Below are 22554 nucleotides of genomic sequence, written 5' to 3' on the forward strand. Positions count from 1 at the left end.
ATCCGTTCTCCCCGCGAGCGCCTCGCCCCCCGTCAGGCGCGCCTGATCCGGTCCGCGGTAACCGCGAGCGGCTCGGCGTAGTGGAGCAGCGGCTCGCCGTCGGGCCGATCGAAGCCGTTCGCCGCGAACAGCGTGTTCGCCCGGATCTCCGCCTCGGCCGGGCGCAGCGTCCACCGCTCGTGGTCGATCTCGCCGACGTACAGCCGTCCCTCCGAGCCGGCGGTGTAAAACCGGTAGTTCTCCAGCAGGAACGCCGGCAGCGACCCCGTCTCGGGCGTGAACGCCTCACCGGCCGGCCCGTATGTCGCGTCGAACCGCGCGTGCGGAGCGCCCTCGTGGACGCGACGGCTCGCGAATCGGACGGCGTCGAACCCGCCGTCGGTGGCGGTGAGCCGGACGTCGGTCTCGGCGCGGTAGTACGGGAGGCGGAACAGCCCGCGGGCGACGGCGACGCCGATCCGGTCGTCGGCGTCGAGGCTGTGGAAGTAGACGCCCGGCCCGTCCGGCCCCTCGACGTAGGTCCGGAGGTTGAGTTCGGGGAACGACAGCCCAATCGGGACCCCTCGCGGGCGGACGTCGTCCATCACGAACGAGACGACCCCGAGGTAGGCGTCGCCGTCGTGGGTCGCGACCGACAGCCCGTCGGGCAGCGCCGCGGCGACGCTCGACGGGTCGACGGGCCAGTGCGCGAACAGACCGTCGCGCCACGTCATCTCCAGCCAGCGGCGACCGAGCATACCGGATCGCAGGGGACGGGCGGACAAAACTCGCACGCCGCCGGCGGGTTCGCCCCGGGGCGGGCGGTCACTCCCGTGACGCGTCGGAGCCCTCCGGCGCGTCTTTCCACTCGCCGACGCCGGAGGGATCGAGGTGGACGTGGACGTCGCCCACGTCGGTCAGCGCGCGGAGGCTCGTGACGAGTTCCGTCTCGACGTCGTGCGCCTCTCGGAGCGTCATCTCCCCGTCGACCTCCACGTGGACCTCGACCTCCAGGTCGGTCCCGTCGTAGAACACGGTCAGGTCGTGGACGCCTTCGACGGCCGGGTGGTCGCGGAGCGAGGCGACGACGCGGTCGCGGTCGCCGGGCGGCGGCGCGCCGCCGACGAGGTACGTGACGTTCTCGCGACCGATCTCGACGCCCTGGTAGACGACGAGGACGCTGACGAGCGCCCCGGCGACCGGATCGAGGATCGGGACGTCGAGGAACACGCCGAACACGCCGACCAGCGCCGCGACGGTGGTGTAGATGTCGTTGAGGCAGTCGGCCGCGAGGGCGGTCAGCGCGGTCGATCCGAGGTCCGCGTTCACCCGCTCCGTGTATCGGTACAGCAGGTACATGTCGGCCATCGCGAAGAGCAGCGCGGCGACGAGGACCGGACTGGCCCGCACCTCGACCGGGCCGACGAGCCCAAGCGCCGACTCGCGCAACAGGATCAGTCCGAGGATCGCGACCGTCGCGCCGACGAACAGCGCCGTCAGCGGTTCGATCCGCTGGTGACCGTGCGGGTGGGTCTCGTCCGCGCTCTCGTACCGCGATCCCCCCCAGACGAACACGACCGCGCTGGCGACGAGGTCGGCGACGGAGTGGGCGGCGTCGGCCAGCAGCGCGACGCTGCCGAACGCGAGTCCCGCCGCGCCCACGACCGCGATCTTCACCGCGTTGCCGGCGACGTTCACCGCCGCCGCCCGCTGGAACCGGGCGCGGTCGCCGTTCCCGAAGGGGCTCGACATAGGCACCGGTGGGCCCCGGACGCTGTTAAGGGTCCCGCGTCGGGTCGACCGTCGCCCCCTCGTCCGGAAGCGCCCCTCGCGTCGCTCGGTTTCGACGCCGTTTCGGCCCGAGGACTCCGTCGTAACGCCTAAGACCGAAACGCTCCTCGGATACGGTAATGAATCACGATCTTTTCGTCCGAGGTGGTCCCCGTGGGCGTCGAAATTAAGGAAACCGAGGTGAGCGACGAGGATTTCGAGGAGATGAAGGGGTTCGTCCGCGACTACCTCGCGGCCAGCGTCGAGGGCGAGGACGACGGCGGACGCATGCGCTGGTACCCCTGGCACTCGTCGTCGTACCGCTTCAATCACATCCTCAACGTCGTCGACCTCGCGACCGAAATCGCGGAGGCCGAGGGCGCCGACGTCGACGTCGTCCGGGTCGCCGCCGTCTTCCACGACGTCGCCAAGCTGGAGGCCGAACAGGACGTCCACGCGGAGGCCGGCGCGCGCGTCACCCGCGAGTACCTCCAGAGCCGCGGCAACTACCCCGAGTCGTTCATCGAGGAGGTGTGCGGGGCGGTCGTCGACCACTCGTACACGGGCGACCTCGACGACGTGCCCTTGGAGAGCCGGTGTCTGATCGAGGCCGACGTGCTCGACAAGGTCGGCGCCAACGGCGCCGTCCTCATGCTGTTGCGGATGGGATACGAGTCGCGCACGCACATGGACGCCGCGAAGATGGTCGACCGCGTGCTCCAGCGCGCGCACGACCACACCGAGCGCGTCGTCTCCGACACCGCAGAGGGCATCGCCCACCAGCGCATCAAGCGCGTGAAGTGGCTCCGCGAGTGGCTCGAAGAGGAGGTGTCCCGGATGGACGCCGAGGGCGTCACCGACCGCTGAGTTCGTCGCAGGCCGTCGACGGCGCCTCCGACCGTTACTCGTCCGAACCGGTGGTCTCGACGAGCGGCAGCATCGACTCAAGGTAGCGGTCGATTCCGGCGCGCGAGTCCGCGACCCACGCCTCGTCGCTCGTCGTCGCCCAGCGGAACATCCCGCCGGTCGCGAACGTCTGGAGCGTCGCGGCCACCTCCGACGCGGCGACGGACCGGTCGTCGTCCGTGGCTCCCGCGGCGTCCCGGGGGACCTCGGCCGCCGCCTCGCGGACGAGCCGTTCGAGGTACTCGCCGAAGACGCGGTCGCTGCGGTCGAAGTGGTCGCGGTACGCCTCGTCGCTCGCGGCCTGCGAACGCAGTTCGGTCATCACCGTGACGAACCGCTCGTCGGGCGCGTACGGGTCGTCGAGCGACGCGGGGTCGACGGCGGCGGTGAGGTAGCCGTCGAGCTGTTCCCGCGCCGAGCGGTCGAAGGCCTCCTCCGGCGCCACCTCCGGGACCTCACTCTCGGCCGCTCCGCCCTCTTCCGACCGCTCCGCGCCGTTCTCCGACCGCTCCGCGCCGTTCCCCGACCGTTCCGCGGCGGCCCCGTCGGCGATGGACGCCTCGAACTCGTCGAGGAGGTAGCCCATGAGATCGATCAGCAGGTCGTCTTTCCCGTCGTAGTGATGGTACACCAGCGACGGGCTCTTGTCGAACTCGTCGCCGATCCGCTGGATCGTGACGTCCGCGTACCCGTGCTCACAGAGCGCGCGGAACGCCGCGCCGAGGATCGCCTGCCGAGTGTCCGACGGCTCCGCGAACGGGTCGTTCATACGCCCCGTTGACGGGCGCGATATATATCGTTCCTGATTGAACGTTCATTCAACAAGCTTATTGATCGGGGGGCCGAGCGGACCGTATGACTCGTTCCGATGCGTCACGATGTGACCGGGCGGCGCGCGCGACCGGAGCCGCTCGGGGAGCCGGCGGAGGAGACCGATGAGCCGGTCGACGCGGCTCGCGACCGCCGCGCTCGCCGTCGTCGCCGCGAGCGCGCTGCTCGTCGGCGTCTCGCTGGCGGGGGCCGCGGCGCCGAGCGCGGGGACCGCGGCCGGCGGCGACGCAGCCGCGTTCGCTGGTGTCGACGGACCGATCGCCGACGGTGCCGTCGCACAGGCCGGCTCCGAGCCGACCGCGAGGCAGATCCGCGGCTCGCCGGTGCTGGACCTGTTCGTCTCGCAGCGCTCGGTCCCCGGCGGCGCCGAATCGACCGTGACGATCGACATCGTCAACACCGGCGAGATGGAGATCGGCAACCAGCTCGACTCCCGGGTCACGACCGCGCGCGGGCTGACCTTGGCGATCGACGACAGCGACGTCCCGATCGACGTCGAGGACGGCGAGATCCCGGTCGGAAACGTCCCGACCGCCGCGAGCCCGGTCTCCGTTCCGCTCGACGTGACCGTGCCCGACGACGTGCCGGACGGAACGTACGAGGTCGAGGCGACCGCTCGCTACCGGTACACCTTCGAGATCATCCCCGAGTTCAACGACCACAAGGACCGGCGCGGCATCGACGAGTTCGACCTGACGATCGTCGTCGACGACGGCGCGCGGTTCGCGGTCCTCGAGACCGACACCGACGCCCAGGTCGGCGGGAGCGGCGACGTGACCGTCACGATGGCGAACGTCGGCGACGAGACCGCCCGCGACGCGGTCGTCTCCGGAACGACGACCAGTCCGGGCGTCCGGCTCGGGGCCGGCGAGGGCGGCGGCCAGTCCTTCGTCGGCGACTGGGCGCCCGGCGAGAACCGGACGGTGACGTTCGACTCGTCGGTCAGCGAGGCGTTCGGCGGCGGCGCGTACGCGATCTCGTCGACCGTCGACTACCGCGACCCGAACGGGATCGCCGAGACCGCGGCGCCCGCGCGCGCCGGCGTCGTCCCGGTCCGCGAGCAGTCGTTCTCGCTGGACAACGTGTCCGGAACGCTCGAGGTCGGCTACTCCGGCACCGTCTCCGGGACGATCACGAACGAGGGGCCGCTCCCCGTCGAGAACGCGGTCCTCGTCGCGGACTCCGGGAGCAACGGCGTGAGCCTCGGTGAGAGCCGGTACGCGCTCCCGAGGATCCCGCCGGGCGAGTCCGCGGCGTTCTCGTTCGACGCCGCCGTGAGCGGGAGCGCCGACCCCGGTCCCCGGCAGTTCCGGTTCACCACCCGGTACGACAGCGGCGACGCGACGGCGACGGCCGAGGCGGCGCGCCGCGTCGAGGTCGCCCCGAGACAGCCCGAGTTCGAGCTCGCCGTCGACAACGCCACCGTCCCGGCCGGCGAGACCCGTCGGATCAATGTCACGATCACGAACCGACGGCCGGAGACGCTGTCGTCGATCAACGCCGGGCTATACGCCGACAGCCCGCTGACGGCGGTGAACGAGGAGGCGTTCGTCGACGACCTCGAACCGGGCGAGTCCGCGGACATCTGGTTCGAGGTCGCCGCCGCGCCGAGCGCGAGCGTCGAGGCACACCCGATCGAGTTCGACTTCCGGTACGACGACGAGCGAGGCAACGACCGCATCTCGGACATCACGCAGGTCCCGGTCACGGTGACCGCCGCCACCGACGACGGGGGCGCGCCGACCGGCCCCATCGTCGTCGGCGTCCTGCTCGTCGCCGCCGTGCTCGGCGGCGCCGTCTGGTACCGACGGCGGTGATCGGATGAGGGAACGAGGTACCGCTCCGGATCGGCCGTCGGGCGATCGCCGAGCGACGGGATCCGGGACGGCGCGACGACGGACGGCGCGACGACGGACAGTGCGACGACGGACGGCGCGACGACGGACGACGCGACGACGGACGGCGGACCGCCGGACAGGGGGGCGCCGGTGACCGCCGCGCACCGGCTGATCGAGGCGATCGACCGCGTCGTCACGGAGCGCCCGCTGGCGGTTCTGGCGGTCTTCCTCGTCGTCACCGTCGCGTTCGCGGGCGGGCTGACCGGTATCGAGACGACCGCGGGCGCGGACCAGTTTACCCAGGACATCCCGGCTCAGCGGGCGCTCGACGATATCGAGGAGGAGTTCGAGACGTCGATCGGCGGCTCCGCGACCTCGGCGCAGATTATCGTCTCCGACGACAACGTCCTCTCCCGCGAGGCGCTGGTCCGGATCTTGGAGACGCAACACCGGTTGGAGTCGCGGTCGACGCTCCGGGTCGCGTCGACGTCCAGTCACGCGGACGCGATCGCTCGACGGTTGGATCCGACCGCCGCGAGCGCGGCCGAGCGGCGCGACGCCGTCGTCGAGGCGACGCCCGCGGAACTGCGGACGGCCATCGCGGACGCCGACGCGGCCGGGGCGATCGCGGCGCAGGTATCCGTCGACTACAACCCCACCGCACAGACCGCCGACACCGCGATCGTGGGGATCTCCTACGACCTTCCGGACGCGGCGACGACGGCCCGGGTGACGGAGCTTCAGACCCGTAGCGTCGAGGTCGTCGACTCCGTTCCGGGCAACGTCGCCGGCGAGAACGCGATCCTCTTCGGGGACGGCGTCCTCCAGTCCGAGATCACCGCGCTGTTGACCGACACCGCGATCATCGTCTTCCCGGCGGCGCTCATCCTGATCGTCGGCTTCCTGATCTTCGCCTACCGCGACCCGATCGACATGGCGATCGGGATCTCGGCGCTGCTGATCTCGCTGCTCTGGACCTTCGGGTTCATGGGGTACGCCGGGATCCCGTTCTCCGACTCGCTCGTGACGGTGTTCCCGCTGCTGCTCGCGGTCGGGATCGACTTCGGGATCCACATCGTCAACCGCTACCGCGAGGAGCGGGCGACCGGGACCGGGATCGAGCGGTCGATGCGGACCACGACCGACCAGCTGCTCATCGCCTTCCTGCTGGTGACGATCACCACGGTGTTCGGGCTCGTCTCAAACGTCGTGAGCCCGTTCGACCCCAACCGCGACTTCGGGATCGTCGCGGCCGCCGGGATCACGTTCACGCTGATCATCTTCGGGGTCTTCCTCCCGGCCGCGAAGGTGCTCTCCGACCGGTGGCGCGAGCGGCTGTCGGTTCCGACGTTCGGGACGAGCGCGCTCGGCGCCGGCGGCTCGCGGCTCGCTCGACTCCTCCACGTCGGCGTCGACCTCTCCCGGATCGCCCCGGTCGCGGTCGTCGCCCTCCTCCTCGTCGGGGGCGCGGTCGGCGGCGCCTACGGCACCGGCGTGAACACGGAGTTCTCGGAGGAGGCGTTCTTCCCGGAGCAAGACCGGCTGGAGAGGTACGCGGACCTCCCGGAGCCGTTCGCGCCGACGGAGTACACGTTCCTCGACGTGTTGACGCTGTTCGAAGAGGAGTTCGATCAGGACTTCGTGGGGTCGGTGACGCTGTACGTCGACCAGTCGGTCAGGGACGACGACGCCCTGGAACTGATCGACCGGACCACGCGGAATCCGCCGGACACCTTCGCGACGACCGACGAGCGCCGCGCACAGGCGACGAGCGTCGTCACCGTGATCGAGGACCGCGCGTCGCGGGACCCCGAGTTCGCCGCGCTGGTCGAGCGCAACGACCGCCTCGGCAACGGTGTGCCCGACCGGAACGTCGACGAGGTGTACGACGCCCTTCTGGACTCCCCAGCGAGGGATCGCGCCCGGAGCTACGTGGCGGCCGACCGCGGCAGCGCGCGCATCGACTACACGATCCGGCCGGGCGTCGACGACTCGGAGGCCGTCGCGGACGTTCGCGCCCTCGCCGAGCGCACGCCGCTCGAGGCCGTGCCGACCGGCTCCCTCGTCGTCAACCAGGCCGTGATCGACCTGCTGACGGAGTCGGCGATCCGGAGCCTCTTCGCCGCGTTCGGACTCACGGCGCTGTTCTTAGCGCTGTCGTACGCGTACCTCGAGGGGAGGACGGTCTACGGCCTGTTAAATCTCGTTCCCGTCCTCGTCACGGTCGGCCTGCTCGTCGGATCGATGCGGCTGTTCGACATTCCGCTGACGCCGATCAACGCACCGATCCTCTCGGTCTCGATCGGACTCGGCGTCGACTACACCGTCCACTTCGTCCATCGGTTCGTCGACGAGTACAAGGCGGGGCTCCCGATCGACGAGGCGCTCGATGTCACCATCGCCGGGACGGGCGGCGCGCTCACCGGGAGCATGCTCACGACGGTCTCCGGGCTCGGCGTCCTGTGGCTCGCGGTGATCCCCCTGCTGCGGGACTTCGGCGTCCTGCTCGCGCTGGGCGTGTTCTACGCGTACCTCTGTTCTATCCTGTTGGTTCCGTCGCTGGTCGTCGTGTGGGACCGGTACGGGGCGTTCGTGGGGCTCGGTCTCGACGACGGGCTCCGCGGGGCCGACGCCGACGGCGGGCGCTAGGGATCGGACGCGTTTCGACCGGCGTGAACCTCGACAGCGCGTCGGGCCGGATCAGCCGACGACGCCGGCGACCGGTCGGACGCGGGTCAGCCGACGACGCCGAAGATCAGCTGGACGGTGATGAGGACGAGGCCCGCGGCGCCGGTCGCGAGGGATCCGACGGCGACGCCCTGGGCGTTTCCGAGTCCGCGGCTCCGCGTCGCGAAGTACGCGCCGAGGAAGACGAAACCGATGAGGAGGAGTGCGACGGCCAGGTACGCGACGGTCACCAGTGTGCCGGCGATCCCCGTCGGGATGCCGAAGCTGCCGACGCCGAGGAGGATACTCCCGCCGACGAGAACGGTGATACCGACGAACGAGACCGCCCACACGACCGGCGTCCGGACGACCTCGCTGAGCGCCGTGACGACCGCCTCGTAGCGTCCGCCCGCCTCGTCCCGACCGGGCGCGGTTCGCTTTCCCCCGACCTCGGCGACTGCGATGAACGTGGTGACGACGAGTAGGCCCATCAGACCCGTGCTCAAGAGGGTGAGTGATGTCATGGATATCCGTTGTTAAGGCCTCCGTTCGCGCGTACAAATACCCTTCGACGCACGGGGTTCCTCGCCCAACGCCCCCGCCCGGCCGCTCCGATCGACCGCGCCGCGAGCCTCCTTCAGGAGATCGAAGGCGGCCTCGACCGTCCGACCGACCGCTTCGCTACACAAGAGATAAGTGTGCCATCGCTAAGGGAGAGACAAGAGCAGACAGACGAACATGATAGACCCAGTTATCCTACAACAGGGGAGCGACTGGCGCGCACAGGCGGAGGTCTTCGAGGAGATCTTCTTCGTCTTCCTCGCGCTCGGTACCCTCGTCGGCACCATCGTCGTGGCGTACACGCTGTGGAACGTGTACAAGTACCGCGACGACGGTGACCGGTCGGACGAGGAGTTCGACGCGCCGGTCGTCGGCGAGCTCCCAACGGGACAGGGCGGTCCGAAAGCGAAGAAGCTCTTCCTCTCGTTCGGGTTGAGCGCGATCGTCGTCATCAGCCTCGTCGTCTACGCGTACGGGCTACTCCTCTACGTCGAACAGGGACCCGATACCGGCGACGAAGGGAACATCGAGATCACCGTCGAGGGCTACCAGTACGGCTGGGCGTACGAGTATCCGAACGGCCACACCGAGCGGGGCGAACTGATCGTGCCGGCCGACCACCGGATCAACCTCAACATCACGTCGAGAGACGTCTGGCACAACTTCGGCTCATCGCGGTTACGGATAAAATCCGACGCCATCCCCGGAGAGTACAGTCAGACCTGGTTCTCCGTGAGTTCCGAGACGGTCCGAGAACAGGGCGGTAACGCGACGTACCTCGTCCAGTGCTTCGAGCTGTGCGGTCCCGGGCACTCCGCGATGAAAGGCCAGATCACCGTCCTCCCGCAAGACGAGTGGGAGGAGTGGTACGCTAACACCGGTAACGGCTCCGCGAGCGCCAGTATCCGAGGCTCCGGAGTCGCCGCGCCCAGCGGGGTGAGCGCATGAGCGAACTCCCGCCGACGACTTCGGTCAAGCGCTGGCTCGTCACGACCAATCACAAGGACATCGGTATCCTCTACACGATCACCGCGCTGTTCTTCCTGCTGTTCGGCGGCGTGATGGCGCTGCTCATCCGCCTCCAGCTGTGGGACCCGACGAGCCAGATCCTCTCCGGACTGGCGTACAACGAGGCCGTCACCGCTCACGGACTGATAATGGTGTTCTGGTTCCTCTCGCCGTTCGCGTTCGGGTTCGCGAACTACTTCGTGCCGCTTCAGATCGGCGCGGACGACCTCGCGTTCCCGCGGCTCAACGCCCTGTCCTACTGGCTGTACCTGTTCTCGGGCGTCCTGCTCGCGATCAGCTTCTTCCAGGGCGGCACGCTCTCGGCGGGGTGGACGATCTACGCCCCGCTCAACGTGCCGATGTACACACCGAGTATCGGGTCCACCGGCGCGGTGCTCGCGCTCGCGATGTTCGTTACCGGCACGACCGCGTCGACGGTGAACTTCCTCACGTCCATCCACCACTCCCGCGCTGAGGGGATGGGGATCATGGACATGCCGATGTTCACCTGGTCGATGCTCACGACCGTGTGGATGATGCTGTTCGCGTTCGCCGCGCTGCTCGCGGTCGGACTCATCCTCGCGGCCGACCGCGTCCTCGGGAGCGTCTACTTCTCGGCGACCGAAGGCGGGTCCCTGCTGTGGGGCCACCTGTTCTGGTTCTTCGGCCATCCGGAGGTGTACATCGTCTTCTTCCCGGCGCTCGGCGTCATGTTGGAGCTGTTCCAGACGTTCTCCGGGCGCCGCCTCGTCGGCAGGAAGTGGGTGATCATCTCCATCTGTCTGATCGCCGTCCAGTCGTTCCTCGTGTGGATGCACCACATGTTCCTGACGACGATCAACCTTGAGATCAAGACGCTGATGATGGCGACGACCATCGGCATCTCACTGCCCTTCGACCTGGTCGTCTTCGCGCTGATCTACACGTTAATCAAGGGACGGATACAGTTCACGACGCCGTTCCTGTTCGCGTTCGGCGCGCTGCTGCTGTTCATCCTCGGCGGGATTACTGGCGTCTTCCTCGGCGCCATCGTGCTCGACTACCAGTTCCGCGGCACGTACTGGGTGGTCGCGCACTTCCACTACGTGATGTTCGGCGGCGCGACGGCGCTGTTCGGCGGGGCCTACTACTGGTTCCCGAAGATCACGGGGAAGATGTACGACGAGTTCCTCGGGAAGCTCCACTTCGCGATCTTCTTTATCAGCTTCAACATGGTGTACTTCTCGATGTTCCTCGGCTGGGAGACCCCCCGCCGGGTGTTCGAGTACAACCCCGAGTTCCAGATCTACCACCAGTTCGGGACGATCGGCGCGTTCGTGCTCGGGCTGTCCTTCTTCATCATGTTCTACAACTTCGCGAAGTCCTACGTCTCCGGCGAGCCCGCCGGCGCCAACCCGTGGGACTACTCGCGCACGGCGGAGTGGGCGGTCTCCTCGCCCCCGCCGCTCGAGAACTGGCCGAACCGGCCGTCGTACGCCTCCGGGAAACTGGAGTTCGTGAAGGACTACGTGCCTGACGGCGGGCCCGCGATGCGGACCGACGACAACGGCGACGTCGCCACCGACGGCGGCGACAGCCACTCGGCGCACATCTCGGAGTACCCCTACTGGGACAAACACCCGAGCCACGCGAGCATCTGGCCGCTCGCGCTCTCGCTGGCGCTCGGAATCACGCTGTTCGGCTTCTCCGGCTTCGCTGACGCGGTCACCGTCCAACTGGGCGAGACGGCGATGCAGAGCAACGTCGTCATCTCGAACGCGCTCTACCCGGTCGCGATCGTCGTGGGGCTCGTCGGCCTCCTCTACACCGGGGTGAAGTGGGGCCTCGAAGACTTCTACGCGCCCCCGACCGAGTTCGCCGAGCGCTGGCCGTTCGACGGCGTCGAGAAGGTGAAGCTGGGGATGTGGTTCTTCCTGGCCTCCGACGTGATCGTCTTCGGCGCGTTCATCTCGGCGGCCGTCTTCGTCCGCTACAACGCGGGCTGGATGACGTGGTCGCCGCTGACCGAGTCGCTGCCGGGACTGATCAACACCTTCGTGCTGATCACGTCGTCGTTCACCGTGATCCTCGCGCTGGTCGCCGCTCGCCGGAAGAGCCGGCAGGGCCTCCTGGCGACGCTGGGGGCGACCATCCTGCTCGGGTTCACGTTCATGGGGATCAAGCTGTGGGAGTGGAACCACGAGATCTTCGACCGCGGCGTGACGATCTCCGCGAACGCCCACGGCGACCCGATTCAGGCGTCGATCTACTACGTGACCACGGGGCTCCACGGGATCCACGTGCTGCTGGGGTTAGTGATCGCCATCTTCCTGTTCGTCAGGGCGTACCAGGGCCACTACCTGGACGACGAGCGGCCGATCGAGTACTTCGGCCTCTACTGGCACTTCGTGGACATCGTCTGGGTGTTCATCTTCCCGCTGTTCTACCTCTTCTGAGGTCCGGTTCGCGGTCGGTTTTTCGTTCGCTTACGCGTCGCCCTCACCGACCGGTTCCGCACACCACTGACAGAAGTCGAACGTCGGATCGGTCTCTTTCCCGCACTCCGGACAGCGCACGGTCCCGTTGTCGTCCGCCCTCCCCGCGGACGGCGCGTTCGGTTCCTCCGCCCTCCCCGCGGACGGCGCGTTCGGTTCCTCTGTCGTCCCGTGGCCGGCCGACTCCGTGCGGCCGGTCGCGCGGGTCTCCTCCCGCTCTCGCTCGTACTCGCGGTTGTTCCGGAGCGCGACGACGTACGCGTCGATCACGCTCGCGCCGACGACCGCGGCGGCGGGCGCGACGTCCCGGACCGGCGGTGGGTTACCGGCGAGCGCGCCGGAGATTGCGGATTCGGGGACGAACACGAAGACCGCCGCCGTGACCGCCACGTACCAGCCGAGCGCCCGGGCCCACCGACGGAGATACGCGTGACCGAGTCCGGAGACGACGAGCGCGAGCAGGGCGGCGAGCCACGGTCGCCGGCGAGTGCGTTCCGACATGGGCGGTCGTACGACCTCCCGCCCCGAGAAGCTACCCCTCTCTCGGAGCGTTTATGTGCCGGACGGGCCGAATCCGGGTATGTTCGGGTTGCCGTCCGGCGAGTTCCTCGGCGGAGTCGCATTCGCGGTGTTCGGCGTCGCGAGTTGGGGGATCGGCCTCGGCGTCGCGTACCTCCTGTACCGGCGGTGGCGCGGCGACGGACCGCGCGATAACGACTGAGACGGGGGCCTGGAAGCGACGAGCGCCTGCGTCGAGGTGGTCGACCCGACTTCCGGTTCGGCCACGCTTTTCACCTCGCTCGTCCGATCCCGCGTATGACAGACACGGCGCTCGTCGTCGGCGGCACGCGATTCATCGGCCGCCACACCGTCGCGGAACTGCTGGCGCACGACTACGAGGTCGCGATATTCAACCGGGGGAACCACGAGGACCCCTTTGCGGACGACGACCGCGTGACCCGCGTCGAGGGCGACCGGAAGGACGAGACCGCGCTGCGCGCGGCGAAGCTGTCGGTCGAACCGGACGTCGTGATCGACTGCGTCGCCTACCAGCCGGCCGACGTGGAGACCGCGACCGAGGTCTTCGCCGACGTCGACGGCTACGTGTACATCTCGTCGGGGTCCAGCTACGCCGCCGAGGAGATCCCCAAGCGCGAGGGCGAGACCCCGCTTGAGCCGTGTACCGACGAGCAGGCGACCGACGACTCTCACGAGACGTACGGCAACCGGAAGGCCGAGGGCGACCGCGCGGTGTTCGCGGCCGCCGAGGCGGGGGTTTCCGCGATGGCCGTCCGCCCGTGTATCGTCTACGGGCCGCACGACTACACGGAGCGGCTCGACTACTGGATCGACCGCGTGCTCACGCACGACCGCGTGGTCGTCCCCGGCGACGGGCAGAACCTCTGGCACCGGGCGTACGTCGAGGACGTCGCGAGCGCGCTGCGGATCGTCGCCGAGCGCGGCGAGCCGGGCGCGGCGTACAACGTCGGCGACCGGCGCGCACTCACCCTTCGGGAGACGGTGGAGACGGTCGCAGACGCCGCGGGCGTCGACTGCGAGGTCGTCACCGCGAGCGACGACGCGCTCGCGGCCGGCGGACTCGACGCCGGCGACTTCCCCCTCTACCGCGAGTACCCGCACCTGCTCGACACCTGTGCGCTCGCGGACCTCGGCTGGGAGTCGACCTCGGTCGACGAGGCGATGGCACGGACGGTCGAAGAGCACCGCGAGTCCGACCGCGACGGGAGCGAGTGGGACCCCGGCCGCGAGGCCGAAGAGCGCGTCATCGGCGTGAAGGAGACGCTCTGAGGCGGGAGGCATCTCCCCGCCCCGCGGGTCGAGCCGCGGTCAGTACGCGGCGTCCCACCGCGCCGGCTTCCGCCGGTTCCCGCAGTCGCGACACTCCATCCGGTCCATGGTGTCTATCGCGATGTCGGTGCCCTCGCACTCGCCACAGAGGTAGCCGTACCGGCGCTCGTGGTCCGGGTCGGCGTACGCGACGTAGAACGGGGCCTGGGAGCCGCGGTCGCTCTCGTCGAACGCGACGTGGACGGTCTCGCCGTCCTCGGTCTCGTAGGTCGCCTCGGAGATGCCCGTGAGGCGCCCGATCTGCTTCCGGTACTCCAGTTCCGCGAAGCTCTCGCCGCCGATGTCGACGCCGCGCTCGCCGGCGAGTTCGTATCCCTCGCGCTCGTAGAACTCCGTTCCCGCCTCGTTGTCGGCGAGCACGCGGGCCTCGATACGGTCGACGTCGGCCGAGCGGAGCGCGGACTCGACGCGCTCGAGCAGCGCGGAGCCGATACCGGACCCCCTGTGGTCGGGGTGGACGTGGAGCCAGTCGATCTCGCCGACGCGCTCGCGTCGCCCGACGACGTAGCTCTCCGCGAACCCGACGACGACCCCGTCGACGAGGGCGACGGGGAACACCGCGTCGTCGTCGGTGATGTCGTCGCCGAGGTCGCCGGCGTCGTACCACTCCTCGACGGCCTCGTCCAACAGTCCCTCGTCGACGGCGTGTCCGTACGACGCCACGAGCGATTCCCGGGCGACCGATCGGACCGCGTCGACGTCTTCGGCGGTTGCGGCGCGTAGGTCCATGTGAGCAAATTCCGCTCCGACTACAAAAAACTCGGTCGGATCCCGCACCGCCGGCGACGACGGGGCCCTCTCGGCGGGTCGTCGAACCCTAGCGTACGAACGGGCCGCGCTGGTCGATCGGTTCCCCGTGTGGCCGTCCCGAGACCGCAACCGCCCGGAGAGAGTCCTCCGTAGCGACGCCGACCGTCTCAGTCTCCGTCACCGGAAGCACGTCGCCTTCGGTGAACGCGTCGCCGTCGCTCGTCTCCCCGACCTCTACCGTCCCCGCGCCGTCGACGGCGTAGAGGAAGCCGGTCCACCCGTCCGGGACCGACCAGCGCCACGAGTCGGTGACCTCGACGTCGAGGTACTCCAGCGGCGTGTGCGTCGAGAGCGGGGACCCGTCCCCGACGACCGTGGTGACCGTCGCGCCGTCGACCGCTTCGGTCGGGAGGTCGTCGGCCGCGGCGTCCGAGTAGTCCGGGTCCATCTCCTTGTCCTCGCGGGGGAGGTTCACCCACAGTTGAAGTCCGTTACAGCCCGCGCCGTCGGCCGGGAACTCCGAGTGCCGGATCCCGCCGCCGGTCGTGATGTGCATCGCCTCGTTCTCGCGAGCGGTGTTCGTCACTCCGAGGCTGTCCTCGTGGTCCATGCCGCCCTCGATCATGTAGGAGACGATCTCGAATCCGCGGTGCGGGTGCATCGGGAACCCCTGGTCCGGTTCGATGTAGAACCGCTCGAAGAGGACGAAGGGGTCGAGGTGTTGCGGGTGCGCCTCGGTCGGGAAGGCCCGGTTCGAGTTCACCCCGGTGCCGTGGCGGACGGTCTGGCCCGGGAGGGGCGCCGTCCGGGTCGCGCTCGACTCGTTTTCAGTCACGTCCGAACGGAGCCGACCACAGCCGATAAGCATCACGATTACGGAACCGAGAAAAAGTCAAATTCTGTACTGTATTTTTAGATATCTCGCTCAGTAGCCTGAAAAGGTCGTTATTTGGGTACTACTGAAAAAACAGATAATTTACTGGAATCCGCTACAGAGAATCTTCTTACCGCTGCCGCGAGTACACTGGGACGCAACAATGAGCTACGAACTCGATCCGCTGCCGTACGATTACGACGCGCTGGAACCCCATATCTCCGAGCAGGTGCTCGAATGGCATCACGACACCCACCATCAGGGGTACGTCAACGGCTGGAACTCGGCCGAAGAGACGCTCGAAGAGAACCGTGAGTCGCACGACTTCTCTTCGTCGGCCGGCGCCATCCGGAACGTGACCCACAACTCCTCGGGGCACATCCTCCACGACCTGTTCTGGCAGAACATGTCGCCGGCGGGCGGCGACGAGCCCGAGGGTGAGCTGGCCGACCGCATCGCAGAGGACTTCGGCTCGTACGACGCCTGGAAGGGCGAGTTCGAGGCCGCGGCCTCAGCGGCCAGCGGCTGGGCGCTGCTGGTGTACGACACGTTCTCGAACCAGCTCCGCAACGTCGTGGTCGACAAGCACGACCAGGGCGCGATCTGGGGCGGCCACCCGATCCTCGCGCTCGACGTCTGGGAGCACTCCTACTACCACGACTACGGCCCGGCCCGCGGCGAGTTCGTCGACAACTTCTTCGAAGTCGTCGACTGGGACGAGCCGTCCAGCCGTTACGAGCAGGCCGTCGAGCTCTTCGAGTAATTGGGTAGTCGACCGCGCGATTGGTCTGAGGTGACGTTTCCGCGCTCCGTGCGCCCGCCGCCGGCGACGGAGCGATACTGTGGGGGTCTCGGCGGCGATTTCTCTCCCTTCTCGGCTATGGAACGTCGGGGCTCCGGAGACTCTCCCGTCCGAAACGGTTGTTCGCTTATAAATGATAAACTGGTGACCGGCGGTGAACACCTCCAAAGCCCCACCCGCACAGCACCGCGACCGCACCTCACGCCTCCCCAGCCTCGTCGGTCGGTCTCCCCTTCGCTCCGACCGGCCCACTCCCTCGCGCGGTGCTGTCGCCGGCGCTTCGCGCCGGCTTCCAGAGGGACCTCCGGTCCCTCGCGGCTCGGCCGCGAGGCGGCCTCGCAGGTACGCGCCACCGCACCTTCTTTTATAACTGATCGTCGCTGTCCGCAGTCGTCGAGCGGCGGTCGTCGGGATTCGGGCGGTCACCGCGCGTCGAGGTCGGGTGCGTCGGTCTCGACGACCGTTCCGGTCTCGTCGACGCCCACGCGCATCTCGTCGCCCGCGCAGGAGATCGTCAGGCGAACGCGGAGCGGCTCCTCGGAGACGACCGTCGTCGCGGCGTCGCTCACGCACCAGTCGAACGTCCAGAACGGCGCCGAGCTCGGGTCGACGCCGCGGTCCGCGTGGAACCGGAGGACGTCCGCGTCGTCGAGCAGCAGGAGACCGACGGTGGATCGGAGGTCGTAGCTACAGCGCCGGCAGGCGTGCTCGACGGCGACCTCCTGGTCCTCCTCGTCAGGGGTGCGCACGAGGTCGGTCTCGACCGTCCCGGTACACTCGGGGCAGACGCCGTCCGCGGCCAGGCAGTAGTGGTGTCGGACGTAGTGGCCGAAGGCGTCCAGCAGGTCGTCGGTCGAGCGGCCGTCGAGCGCGCCCGCCGGGAACGGGTAGCTCACCTGGATCGCGCCGCAGTCGGCGCAGCCGACGGAGAGGGTGTCGTCGACGTACCACGCGTGGAGGTCGCCCCCGCAGGCGTGACACGACCCCTCGGCCGGGAAGAAGCCCAGCTGCGCCCGCTCCGTCAGCGTGCCGGTGAAGATGGCGCTCACGACCTTCCGCCCGGGCGCGCGGAACTCGTAGCCGTCGTCTCGCCGCCGGACGAAGTGGCCGGTGAGCTGGTCGAGGTGGTAGCTGAAGTTCGCGCTGTCCGCCGCGTCGACCCGCTCGAAGAGGTCGGTGAAGCTCACGGGCGACTCGTCGCCGCCGAGCTCGAGCAGCGCGTGGAGGACCTCGACCCGCGTCTCGTTGCCGAGGGTGGCGAACACCTCGGACGGCGGGATCCGCGACTCGGTTCGCGGGGCCGCGACCGAGGCGTCGACGCCGTCGGTTCGGTCCGTCCGCTCCTCGTCGGGGGCGACGCCGCCGGACCGGTCGAACTGACTCATGCGTCACCCATTGTTTACCAGGCGGTAAAGTCTGTTGGAGCGGCCGTCATATCCGCGGTTCCCCCGGTCGGCCGGAGATTCCGATCCGGTGGGCATCTCCGCTATCTGTCCCCTTTTCACTGTTTCTACCGTTTGGTAAAACGCAATGAGTGACCTATCGATCGACGCGGCGTGGGACGAGCTTTACGTCGACGGCGAGTGGCGGGCGAGCGAGAGCGGCGAGACCATCGCCGTCGAGGACCCCTCCACCCGCGAGGCGGTGACCGAGGTGGCCGCCGCGACGGAGGCGGACGTGGACGCGGCCTACGAGGCCGCCGCCGAGGCGCAGGAGACGTGGGGCGAGCGGCCGCCCGCGCACCGACAGGAGGTCGTCGAGCAGTTCCACGAGGCGCTCGACGCCCACGCCGACGAGATCATCGAGCTGCTGGCGTACGAGGTCGGCGGCTCGACCATCATGGGCGAGACGTCGATCCAGATCGCGGGCGATCACGTGGCCGAGGCCGCCACGCTCCCCCGCCGGATGAAGGGCGAACACGCCGCCTCCAACATCCCCGGCAAGGAGAACCAGCTTCAGGTCGGCCCGAAGGGCGTCGTCACGGTGATCTCGCCGTGGAACTTCCCCCTGAACCTCTCGATGCGGGCGGTCGCGCCCGCCATCGCGGCCGGGAACGCGGTCGTCCTCAAGCCCTCGACGAACTCCCCGATCACCGGCGGGCTGCTGTTCGCCAAGCTGTTCGAGGAGACCGACCTCCCCGGGGGCGTCGTGAACATCGTCACCGGGCGCGGCTCCGAGATCGGCGACCGCGTCGCGAGCCACCCCGAGAGCGACGTCGTCGCGTTTACGGGCTCGACGGAAGTGGGCAAACACGTCGCGGGCCTCGCCGGCGAGAACCTCGCCGTCCCGGCGATGGAGCTCGGCGGCAACAACGCGCACGTCGTCACCGCGGACGCCGACCTCGACCGCGCGCTCGACGCCGCCGCGTTCGGCTCCTTCGTCCACCAGGGGCAGGTGTGTATCTCGATCAACCGTCACGTCGTCCACGAGGACATCTACGACGAGTACGTCGCCGGCCTCGTCGACCGCGCCGAGTCGCTCCCGACCGGCGGCGTCCACGACCCCGAGACGATCGTCGGCCCGATCATCGACGAGTCGCAGCGCGACGAGATGCTCGGCTACGTCGACGAGACGGTCGCCGCGGGCGCGACGCTGGAGACGGGGGGCCACACGGTCGACGTCGACGGCGTCGAGGACTCGCTCGTCGTCGCGCCGACCGTCCTCTCGGGCGTGACGAACGACATGCCCGCGGCGGCGAACGAGCACTTCGGCCCGATCGCCCCGGTGATCCCGTTCTCGGACGTCGACGAGGCGGTCGAGATAGCTAACGACACGGAGTACGGGCTCTCGGGCGCGGTCCACTCCGGCGACCTCGGCACGGCGAAGGAGATAGCCGACCGCATGGAGACCGGCAACGTCCACATCAACGACCAGCCGATCAACGACGAGGCGCACGTCCCGTTCAGCGGGGTCGGCGCCTCCGGCGTCGGCCACTACAACAGCGACGCCTTCCTCGACGAGATCACCGAGACGAAGTGGATCTCGATCCAGCACGAGCCACGCGAATACCCGTTCTGAGCGGGTCTCACCCGCTGCGCGGCCGCTGACCGAGACGCCTCGGTCGGCTCGTCGCCTTAGACGCTCCACTCCTCCTCGGTGTAACACATCTCCCAGAAGGCGTGTTCGAGCCGGGCGCTCCGCAGGAACGCCGCCCGCATCGCGTCGCGCTCGCCCGGGTACGTCTCGCCGTACCGGTCGACGAGCTCGCGCATCCATCCGACCGTCTCGCGGAACTCGTCGCTCGTGTACTTCTCGATGAACGGGGTGTACCGGTGCTCCTCGGCCGCGAGCGACGCCATGTGGTCGGCCACGTCGAGGTACCCCTGTCCGCACGGGTAGACGGCGGCGACGACCTCCGCGATCGACCCCTCGTGGGCCGTCCGGACGAGGAAGTCGGTGTAGGCGGCGCAGGTCGGCGCCTTCTCGACGGACTCCAGGTCCGCCGGCGAAAGCCCGTAGTCGGCGGCGAACGAGCGGTGAAGGTCCATCTCGTCGGCGAGCGTGGCGTGCGCCGTGCCGATGAGCCGCCGTGCCGTCTCCTCGTCGTCCGCCTTCGTCCCGGCGAGCGCGAAGACGCGCGCGTAGTCGAGCAGGTATCGGTAGTCCTGTTTCACCCAGTGACGGAACGCCGCCTCGTCGAGGCTGCCCTCGGCGAGCTCGACGACGAAGGGATGCTCCTTCTGTGCGTCCCAGATGGCCGATCCGGCATCGAGGAGTCGGTCGCTGAAGTCCATCTCGTCGGGGCCTCGTTCCGCGGCGTGTTATAACTAACTAATATCACTAAGTAATAAGCTAGCGGGAGATCGATGTCGATAGCGGGTCGGGCGAACGGGAGGAGACGCGGTCGCTCGGGACGCGGAAAACGAGGCGCTTGGACGAAGGGGGGTCGGCAGCGGGAATCGACCGCCGCGGGCGGCGTTACGAGATCGAGTACGTCGCGGCCGCCATCAGCAGCATGGTGAGGGCGAGCGCGAGGCCCATCAGGTAGGTCAGCGAGCGGTTCTCCCACCGGAGGTGCTGGAAGTACGCGACGATGAGCAGCGTCTTGACCGTCGCGATCGCCAGCGTGCCGCCGACCGCTTGGGCGTACGTGAACTCGACGAAGGTCGACTCGAAGAGGAGGAAGTTCAGCGTCGCCGCCACCAAGAGGGCGACGTATATCGCCGTATACATTTTCACGGAGTCGTGCGCCATCGTACCTCCACGTTCGTCCCTGCGCTTAAAGAATTAACCATCCGGGGTCTCGGGCGTCGCCGCCGAGCGGGGCCGGTCCGCCGCCGAGCGGGGCCGGCCGGAGTTTCGATCCCGAAACGACTATGAGCGCGACGACCGGAGCGACGCTCGGTCGCAGTACACGACCGGTATCCGCCGTGACTCCGCTCGAACCGACCGACGACCTGCTCGAATCGCTGTACGTCGTCAACAAGGTCGCCAAGCAGTTCGCCGACGAGGCCACCGCGGCCTACGAGCGCGGCGACGTCACCGAGAGCAACGTCCGCTCGGCGCGGAAGGACGCGCTCTATCGCCTCAAGACCGCCGTCCTCTCGCGGGTCGTCTCCTACGACGCCGACCGAGTCACCGGCGAGTACCACGCCATCAACGGCGACGTGTGGCTGTTCCTCACGATCGACGACTGGCACTTCCACCAGCCGCCGCACGCGATCGGCGGCGACCTCACCGACGCGATCGCGATCTCGAACTCCCGGGCGAACCCGATCGACGCCCCGTACGAACGGGATTCCGCCGTGGCGCGCTCGGACCGCACGCTCGAAGAGGCCCTGTCGCGGCTCGCCGAGGTCGGCGCCAACGCCAACGACCACCTCGCGCGGCCGACGGTCACCAGCGAACGCGACCGGATCGTCGACGTTCGCTGGCCGTTCCTCTCCTGAGAGCGGTTCGCTGGAAAAATCCCCGTTCGCCTCCGAACGGTCCGACGCGAGCCGTTCAGGCCTCGACGACTTCGATCGCGCCGAGCATCCCGTTCGCCTGATGGGGCGTACACTGGTACAGTTGGATCCCGGTGTTGTCGAACGACTGCTCGAAGGTGTGCCCCTCCTCGGAGACGGCGCTGCCGCTGTTGAAGTCGGACTCGGACGCCTCGACCGAGGCCACGTTGTGCGCGCCGCCCTGTCCGGTCCACTCCCAGACGACGGTCGTGCTGGAGGTGATGCGGATCGCCGGCGGCGAGAAGGCGAACCCGACGTCCCCGGCGCCGACCTGAACGGTCACCTCGTCCTCCCCGGTGAAGTCGGTGATGGTGCCCTCGTACAGGCGGGCGTCGGCGAGGTACTCGTCGATCTCGGCCGGCACGTCGTCGACGGCGGTGCCGCCTCCGCCGTCTCCCCCGCTTCCGCCGCCGGAACCGTCACCGCCGCCGCCGCTCGACCCGTCGCCGCCGCCCGAACAGCCGGCGAGCGTTCCGATGGTCAGCGCGGCGCCGGTGCCGGCGAGATACCGCCGTCTGGACAGTTTATCAGACATCACCGATCGTAGGGGTTGGAGCCTTACAAACCCCGTGATGGCTCTCGGTTCGCGGGAACGCGACGGGGGAAATCGGTCCGCTCGACGAGCCGCCGGACCGGTCGGGAGGGGCGGGTTTATCGCGCTCCGGACCCTCCCGGCGACCAATGCGCGAAGACGCGCTGGCGACCCGGCTCGTCGAGCACTACGAGACGACGGCCGACGACCCGGCGATCCGGCTCGAGGAGCCGTACGACGCCGACGGGCGGGAGGGCGTCGTCGACCTGTTCGTCCGGACGCGGACGCCGGAGCCGGTCGACCGCGTGATCGAACTCAAGGCCGACGCCGCCGTCCGGCGCGCCACCGGCGCGAACGAGGTCCTCCGGCAGTACCGACGGATGGAGCGGTACTTCCACGCCGACGAGCGCCACGCGCTCCGCCCCAAGCTCGGCCGGGTCGAACCGGCCGCGCGCTACCTGCTCTGCTTCGCGCCGACGCCCACCTGCGTCCACCACGTCGCGACGAACCGCACGCTGTACGGCTCGGTCGACTCGGACTCGCGGGCCGGCGACGTGCCCGCGGTCAGCACCGTCGCGTTCCTGACGGGGCTGGACGGCGGTCCGGCCGCCCTCGGCCTCGTCTCCGTCAACGGCGACGCGGAGTTCGGCTCGGCGCCGTTCAAGCGTGCGGTGCCGGACGGCTCGCGGCTCGCCGAGAGCCTGCGCGCCGTCGACGACGACCTCGTCGAGTTCCCCTGAGACGGTC

The 22554-nt window shown here is 68.9% G+C and carries 22 protein-coding genes; 11 read left to right on the plus strand and 11 right to left on the minus strand.

The features are described 5' to 3' along the window. Window positions 1-32: 32 nt before the first annotated feature. Both BM286_RS09825 and BM286_RS09830 read right to left on the minus strand, forming a co-directional pair. Complete coding sequence (locus BM286_RS09825) at window positions 33-737, minus strand: YqjF family protein (RefSeq protein WP_092921572.1); 705 nt, start codon at window positions 735-737, stop codon at window positions 33-35. A gap of 67 nt (window positions 738-804) precedes the next feature. After that, window positions 805-1731 (minus strand): cation diffusion facilitator family transporter, encoded by a 927-nt coding sequence (locus BM286_RS09830; protein ID WP_092921574.1) that lies wholly within the window; start codon window positions 1729-1731, stop codon window positions 805-807. A gap of 183 nt (window positions 1732-1914) precedes the next feature. Between BM286_RS09830 and BM286_RS09835 the strand changes: the two genes are divergently transcribed. Beyond that, window positions 1915-2616, plus strand: coding sequence for an HD domain-containing protein (locus BM286_RS09835; protein ID WP_092921576.1), 702 nt, complete (start codon window positions 1915-1917; stop codon window positions 2614-2616). A gap of 34 nt (window positions 2617-2650) precedes the next feature. Here the strand turns inward: BM286_RS09835 and BM286_RS09840 are convergent, their stop codons facing one another. After that, window positions 2651-3424 (minus strand): TetR/AcrR family transcriptional regulator, encoded by a 774-nt coding sequence (locus BM286_RS09840; RefSeq protein WP_092921578.1) that lies wholly within the window; start codon window positions 3422-3424, stop codon window positions 2651-2653. 166 nt (window positions 3425-3590) lie between these two features. On the opposite strand from BM286_RS09840, the gene BM286_RS09845 reads away from it, so the two are divergent. Continuing rightward, a complete protein-coding gene (locus tag BM286_RS09845; protein ID WP_092921580.1) occupies window positions 3591-5303 on the plus strand; it encodes a COG1361 S-layer family protein in 1713 nt (570 codons plus the stop codon). Between the two features lie 171 nt (window positions 5304-5474). Continuing rightward, window positions 5475-7973, plus strand: coding sequence for an efflux RND transporter permease subunit (locus tag BM286_RS09850; RefSeq protein WP_092921582.1), 2499 nt, complete (start codon window positions 5475-5477; stop codon window positions 7971-7973). A gap of 86 nt (window positions 7974-8059) precedes the next feature. On the opposite strand, the gene BM286_RS09855 is transcribed toward BM286_RS09850, so the two are convergent. Further along, the gene (locus BM286_RS09855; RefSeq protein WP_092921584.1) at window positions 8060-8482 is read right to left on the minus strand and encodes a hypothetical protein; all 423 of its coding nucleotides are present in this window, start codon (window positions 8480-8482) and stop codon (window positions 8060-8062) included. 247 nt (window positions 8483-8729) lie between these two features. Between BM286_RS09855 and coxB the strand changes: the two genes are divergently transcribed. Together coxB and BM286_RS09865 are read left to right on the plus strand one after the other, a co-directional pair. Then, the gene (gene coxB / locus BM286_RS09860; protein ID WP_092921586.1) at window positions 8730-9500 is read left to right on the plus strand and encodes a cytochrome c oxidase subunit II; all 771 of its coding nucleotides are present in this window, start codon (window positions 8730-8732) and stop codon (window positions 9498-9500) included. Then, window positions 9497-11995 (plus strand): cbb3-type cytochrome c oxidase subunit I, encoded by a 2499-nt coding sequence (locus tag BM286_RS09865; protein WP_092921588.1) that lies wholly within the window; start codon window positions 9497-9499, stop codon window positions 11993-11995. Before coxB ends, BM286_RS09865 begins: the two co-directional genes overlap by 4 nt. 30 nt (window positions 11996-12025) lie before the next feature. Here BM286_RS09865 and BM286_RS09870 read toward each other — a convergent pair whose 3' ends face one another. Further along, complete coding sequence (locus BM286_RS09870) at window positions 12026-12535, minus strand: zinc ribbon domain-containing protein (RefSeq protein ID WP_092921590.1); 510 nt, start codon at window positions 12533-12535, stop codon at window positions 12026-12028. A 79-nt stretch (window positions 12536-12614) separates the two neighbouring features. Between BM286_RS09870 and BM286_RS15625 the strand changes: the two genes are divergently transcribed. Both BM286_RS15625 and BM286_RS09875 read left to right on the plus strand, forming a co-directional pair. Then, window positions 12615-12755 carry a hypothetical protein gene (locus BM286_RS15625; RefSeq protein ID WP_167603383.1) on the plus strand — a complete coding sequence of 47 codons (141 nt, stop codon included), beginning with the start codon at window positions 12615-12617 and terminating at the stop codon, window positions 12753-12755. Between the two features lie 95 nt (window positions 12756-12850). Beyond that, a complete protein-coding gene (locus BM286_RS09875; protein ID WP_092921592.1) occupies window positions 12851-13843 on the plus strand; it encodes an NAD-dependent epimerase/dehydratase family protein in 993 nt (330 codons plus the stop codon). A gap of 39 nt (window positions 13844-13882) precedes the next feature. Here BM286_RS09875 and BM286_RS09880 read toward each other — a convergent pair whose 3' ends face one another. After that, the gene (locus tag BM286_RS09880) at window positions 13883-14632 is read right to left on the minus strand and encodes a GNAT family N-acetyltransferase (RefSeq protein ID WP_092921594.1); all 750 of its coding nucleotides are present in this window, start codon (window positions 14630-14632) and stop codon (window positions 13883-13885) included. Window positions 14633-14720: 88 nt separating this feature from the next. Beyond that, window positions 14721-15488, minus strand: coding sequence for a pirin family protein (locus BM286_RS09885; RefSeq protein WP_092923200.1), 768 nt, complete (start codon window positions 15486-15488; stop codon window positions 14721-14723). Between the two features lie 202 nt (window positions 15489-15690). On the opposite strand from BM286_RS09885, the gene sod reads away from it, so the two are divergent. Further along, a complete protein-coding gene (sod, locus tag BM286_RS09890; RefSeq protein ID WP_092921596.1) occupies window positions 15691-16290 on the plus strand; it encodes a superoxide dismutase in 600 nt (199 codons plus the stop codon). 461 nt (window positions 16291-16751) lie between these two features. Here the strand turns inward: sod and BM286_RS09895 are convergent, their stop codons facing one another. Continuing rightward, complete coding sequence (locus BM286_RS09895) at window positions 16752-17714, minus strand: ArsR/SmtB family transcription factor (protein WP_092921598.1); 963 nt, start codon at window positions 17712-17714, stop codon at window positions 16752-16754. Window positions 17715-17859: 145 nt separating this feature from the next. Between BM286_RS09895 and BM286_RS09900 the strand changes: the two genes are divergently transcribed. Further along, window positions 17860-19347, plus strand: coding sequence for an aldehyde dehydrogenase family protein (locus BM286_RS09900; RefSeq protein ID WP_092921600.1), 1488 nt, complete (start codon window positions 17860-17862; stop codon window positions 19345-19347). A 56-nt stretch (window positions 19348-19403) separates the two neighbouring features. Here BM286_RS09900 and tenA read toward each other — a convergent pair whose 3' ends face one another. Further along, window positions 19404-20063 carry a thiaminase II gene (gene tenA / locus BM286_RS09905; protein WP_092921602.1) on the minus strand — a complete coding sequence of 220 codons (660 nt, stop codon included), beginning with the start codon at window positions 20061-20063 and terminating at the stop codon, window positions 19404-19406. Window positions 20064-20247: 184 nt separating this feature from the next. Beyond that, window positions 20248-20523 (minus strand): cytochrome C oxidase subunit IV family protein, encoded by a 276-nt coding sequence (locus BM286_RS09910; RefSeq protein ID WP_092921604.1) that lies wholly within the window; start codon window positions 20521-20523, stop codon window positions 20248-20250. A 176-nt stretch (window positions 20524-20699) separates the two neighbouring features. Between BM286_RS09910 and BM286_RS09915 the strand changes: the two genes are divergently transcribed. Then, window positions 20700-21218, plus strand: coding sequence for a hypothetical protein (locus BM286_RS09915; RefSeq protein WP_092923203.1), 519 nt, complete (start codon window positions 20700-20702; stop codon window positions 21216-21218). A 55-nt stretch (window positions 21219-21273) separates the two neighbouring features. On the opposite strand, the gene BM286_RS09920 is transcribed toward BM286_RS09915, so the two are convergent. Continuing rightward, complete coding sequence (locus tag BM286_RS09920) at window positions 21274-21810, minus strand: halocyanin domain-containing protein (RefSeq protein WP_092921606.1); 537 nt, start codon at window positions 21808-21810, stop codon at window positions 21274-21276. Window positions 21811-21956: 146 nt separating this feature from the next. Between BM286_RS09920 and BM286_RS09925 the strand changes: the two genes are divergently transcribed. Continuing rightward, complete coding sequence (locus tag BM286_RS09925; RefSeq protein WP_092921608.1) at window positions 21957-22547, plus strand: hypothetical protein; 591 nt, start codon at window positions 21957-21959, stop codon at window positions 22545-22547. The last annotated feature ends 7 nt before the right edge of the window (window positions 22548-22554 follow it).

It is taken from the genome of Halorubrum sodomense, assembly GCF_900111935.1.
GTDB lineage: Archaea > Halobacteriota > Halobacteria > Halobacteriales > Haloferacaceae > Halorubrum > Halorubrum sodomense.

Excerpts from the sequence above, each read along its gene's own strand:
- BM286_RS09830 (WP_092921574.1), bottom strand. The coding sequence starts at position 1,731 with ATGTCGAGCCCCTTCGGGAACGGCGACCGCGCCCGGTTCCAGCGGGCG.
- BM286_RS09840 (WP_092921578.1), bottom strand. The coding sequence starts at position 3,424 with ATGAACGACCCGTTCGCGGAGCCGTCGGACACTCGGCAGGCGATCCTC.
- BM286_RS15625 (WP_167603383.1), top strand. The coding sequence starts at position 12,615 with ATGTTCGGGTTGCCGTCCGGCGAGTTCCTCGGCGGAGTCGCATTCGCG.
- BM286_RS09920 (WP_092921606.1), bottom strand. The coding sequence starts at position 21,810 with ATGTCTGATAAACTGTCCAGACGGCGGTATCTCGCCGGCACCGGCGCC.
- tenA (WP_092921602.1), bottom strand. The coding sequence starts at position 20,063 with ATGGACTTCAGCGACCGACTCCTCGATGCCGGATCGGCCATCTGGGAC.
- BM286_RS09875 (WP_092921592.1), top strand. The coding sequence starts at position 12,851 with ATGACAGACACGGCGCTCGTCGTCGGCGGCACGCGATTCATCGGCCGC.
- BM286_RS09870 (WP_092921590.1), bottom strand. The coding sequence starts at position 12,535 with ATGTCGGAACGCACTCGCCGGCGACCGTGGCTCGCCGCCCTGCTCGCG.
- BM286_RS09865 (WP_092921588.1), top strand. The coding sequence starts at position 9,497 with ATGAGCGAACTCCCGCCGACGACTTCGGTCAAGCGCTGGCTCGTCACG.
- BM286_RS09880 (WP_092921594.1), bottom strand. The coding sequence starts at position 14,632 with ATGGACCTACGCGCCGCAACCGCCGAAGACGTCGACGCGGTCCGATCG.
- BM286_RS09855 (WP_092921584.1), bottom strand. The coding sequence starts at position 8,482 with ATGGGCCTACTCGTCGTCACCACGTTCATCGCAGTCGCCGAGGTCGGG.
- BM286_RS09825 (WP_092921572.1), bottom strand. The coding sequence starts at position 737 with ATGCTCGGTCGCCGCTGGCTGGAGATGACGTGGCGCGACGGTCTGTTC.
- coxB (WP_092921586.1), top strand. The coding sequence starts at position 8,730 with ATGATAGACCCAGTTATCCTACAACAGGGGAGCGACTGGCGCGCACAG.
- BM286_RS09925 (WP_092921608.1), top strand. The coding sequence starts at position 21,957 with ATGCGCGAAGACGCGCTGGCGACCCGGCTCGTCGAGCACTACGAGACG.
- BM286_RS09845 (WP_092921580.1), top strand. The coding sequence starts at position 3,591 with ATGAGCCGGTCGACGCGGCTCGCGACCGCCGCGCTCGCCGTCGTCGCC.
- sod (WP_092921596.1), top strand. The coding sequence starts at position 15,691 with ATGAGCTACGAACTCGATCCGCTGCCGTACGATTACGACGCGCTGGAA.
- BM286_RS09895 (WP_092921598.1), bottom strand. The coding sequence starts at position 17,714 with ATGAGTCAGTTCGACCGGTCCGGCGGCGTCGCCCCCGACGAGGAGCGG.
- BM286_RS09910 (WP_092921604.1), bottom strand. The coding sequence starts at position 20,523 with ATGGCGCACGACTCCGTGAAAATGTATACGGCGATATACGTCGCCCTC.
- BM286_RS09900 (WP_092921600.1), top strand. The coding sequence starts at position 17,860 with ATGAGTGACCTATCGATCGACGCGGCGTGGGACGAGCTTTACGTCGAC.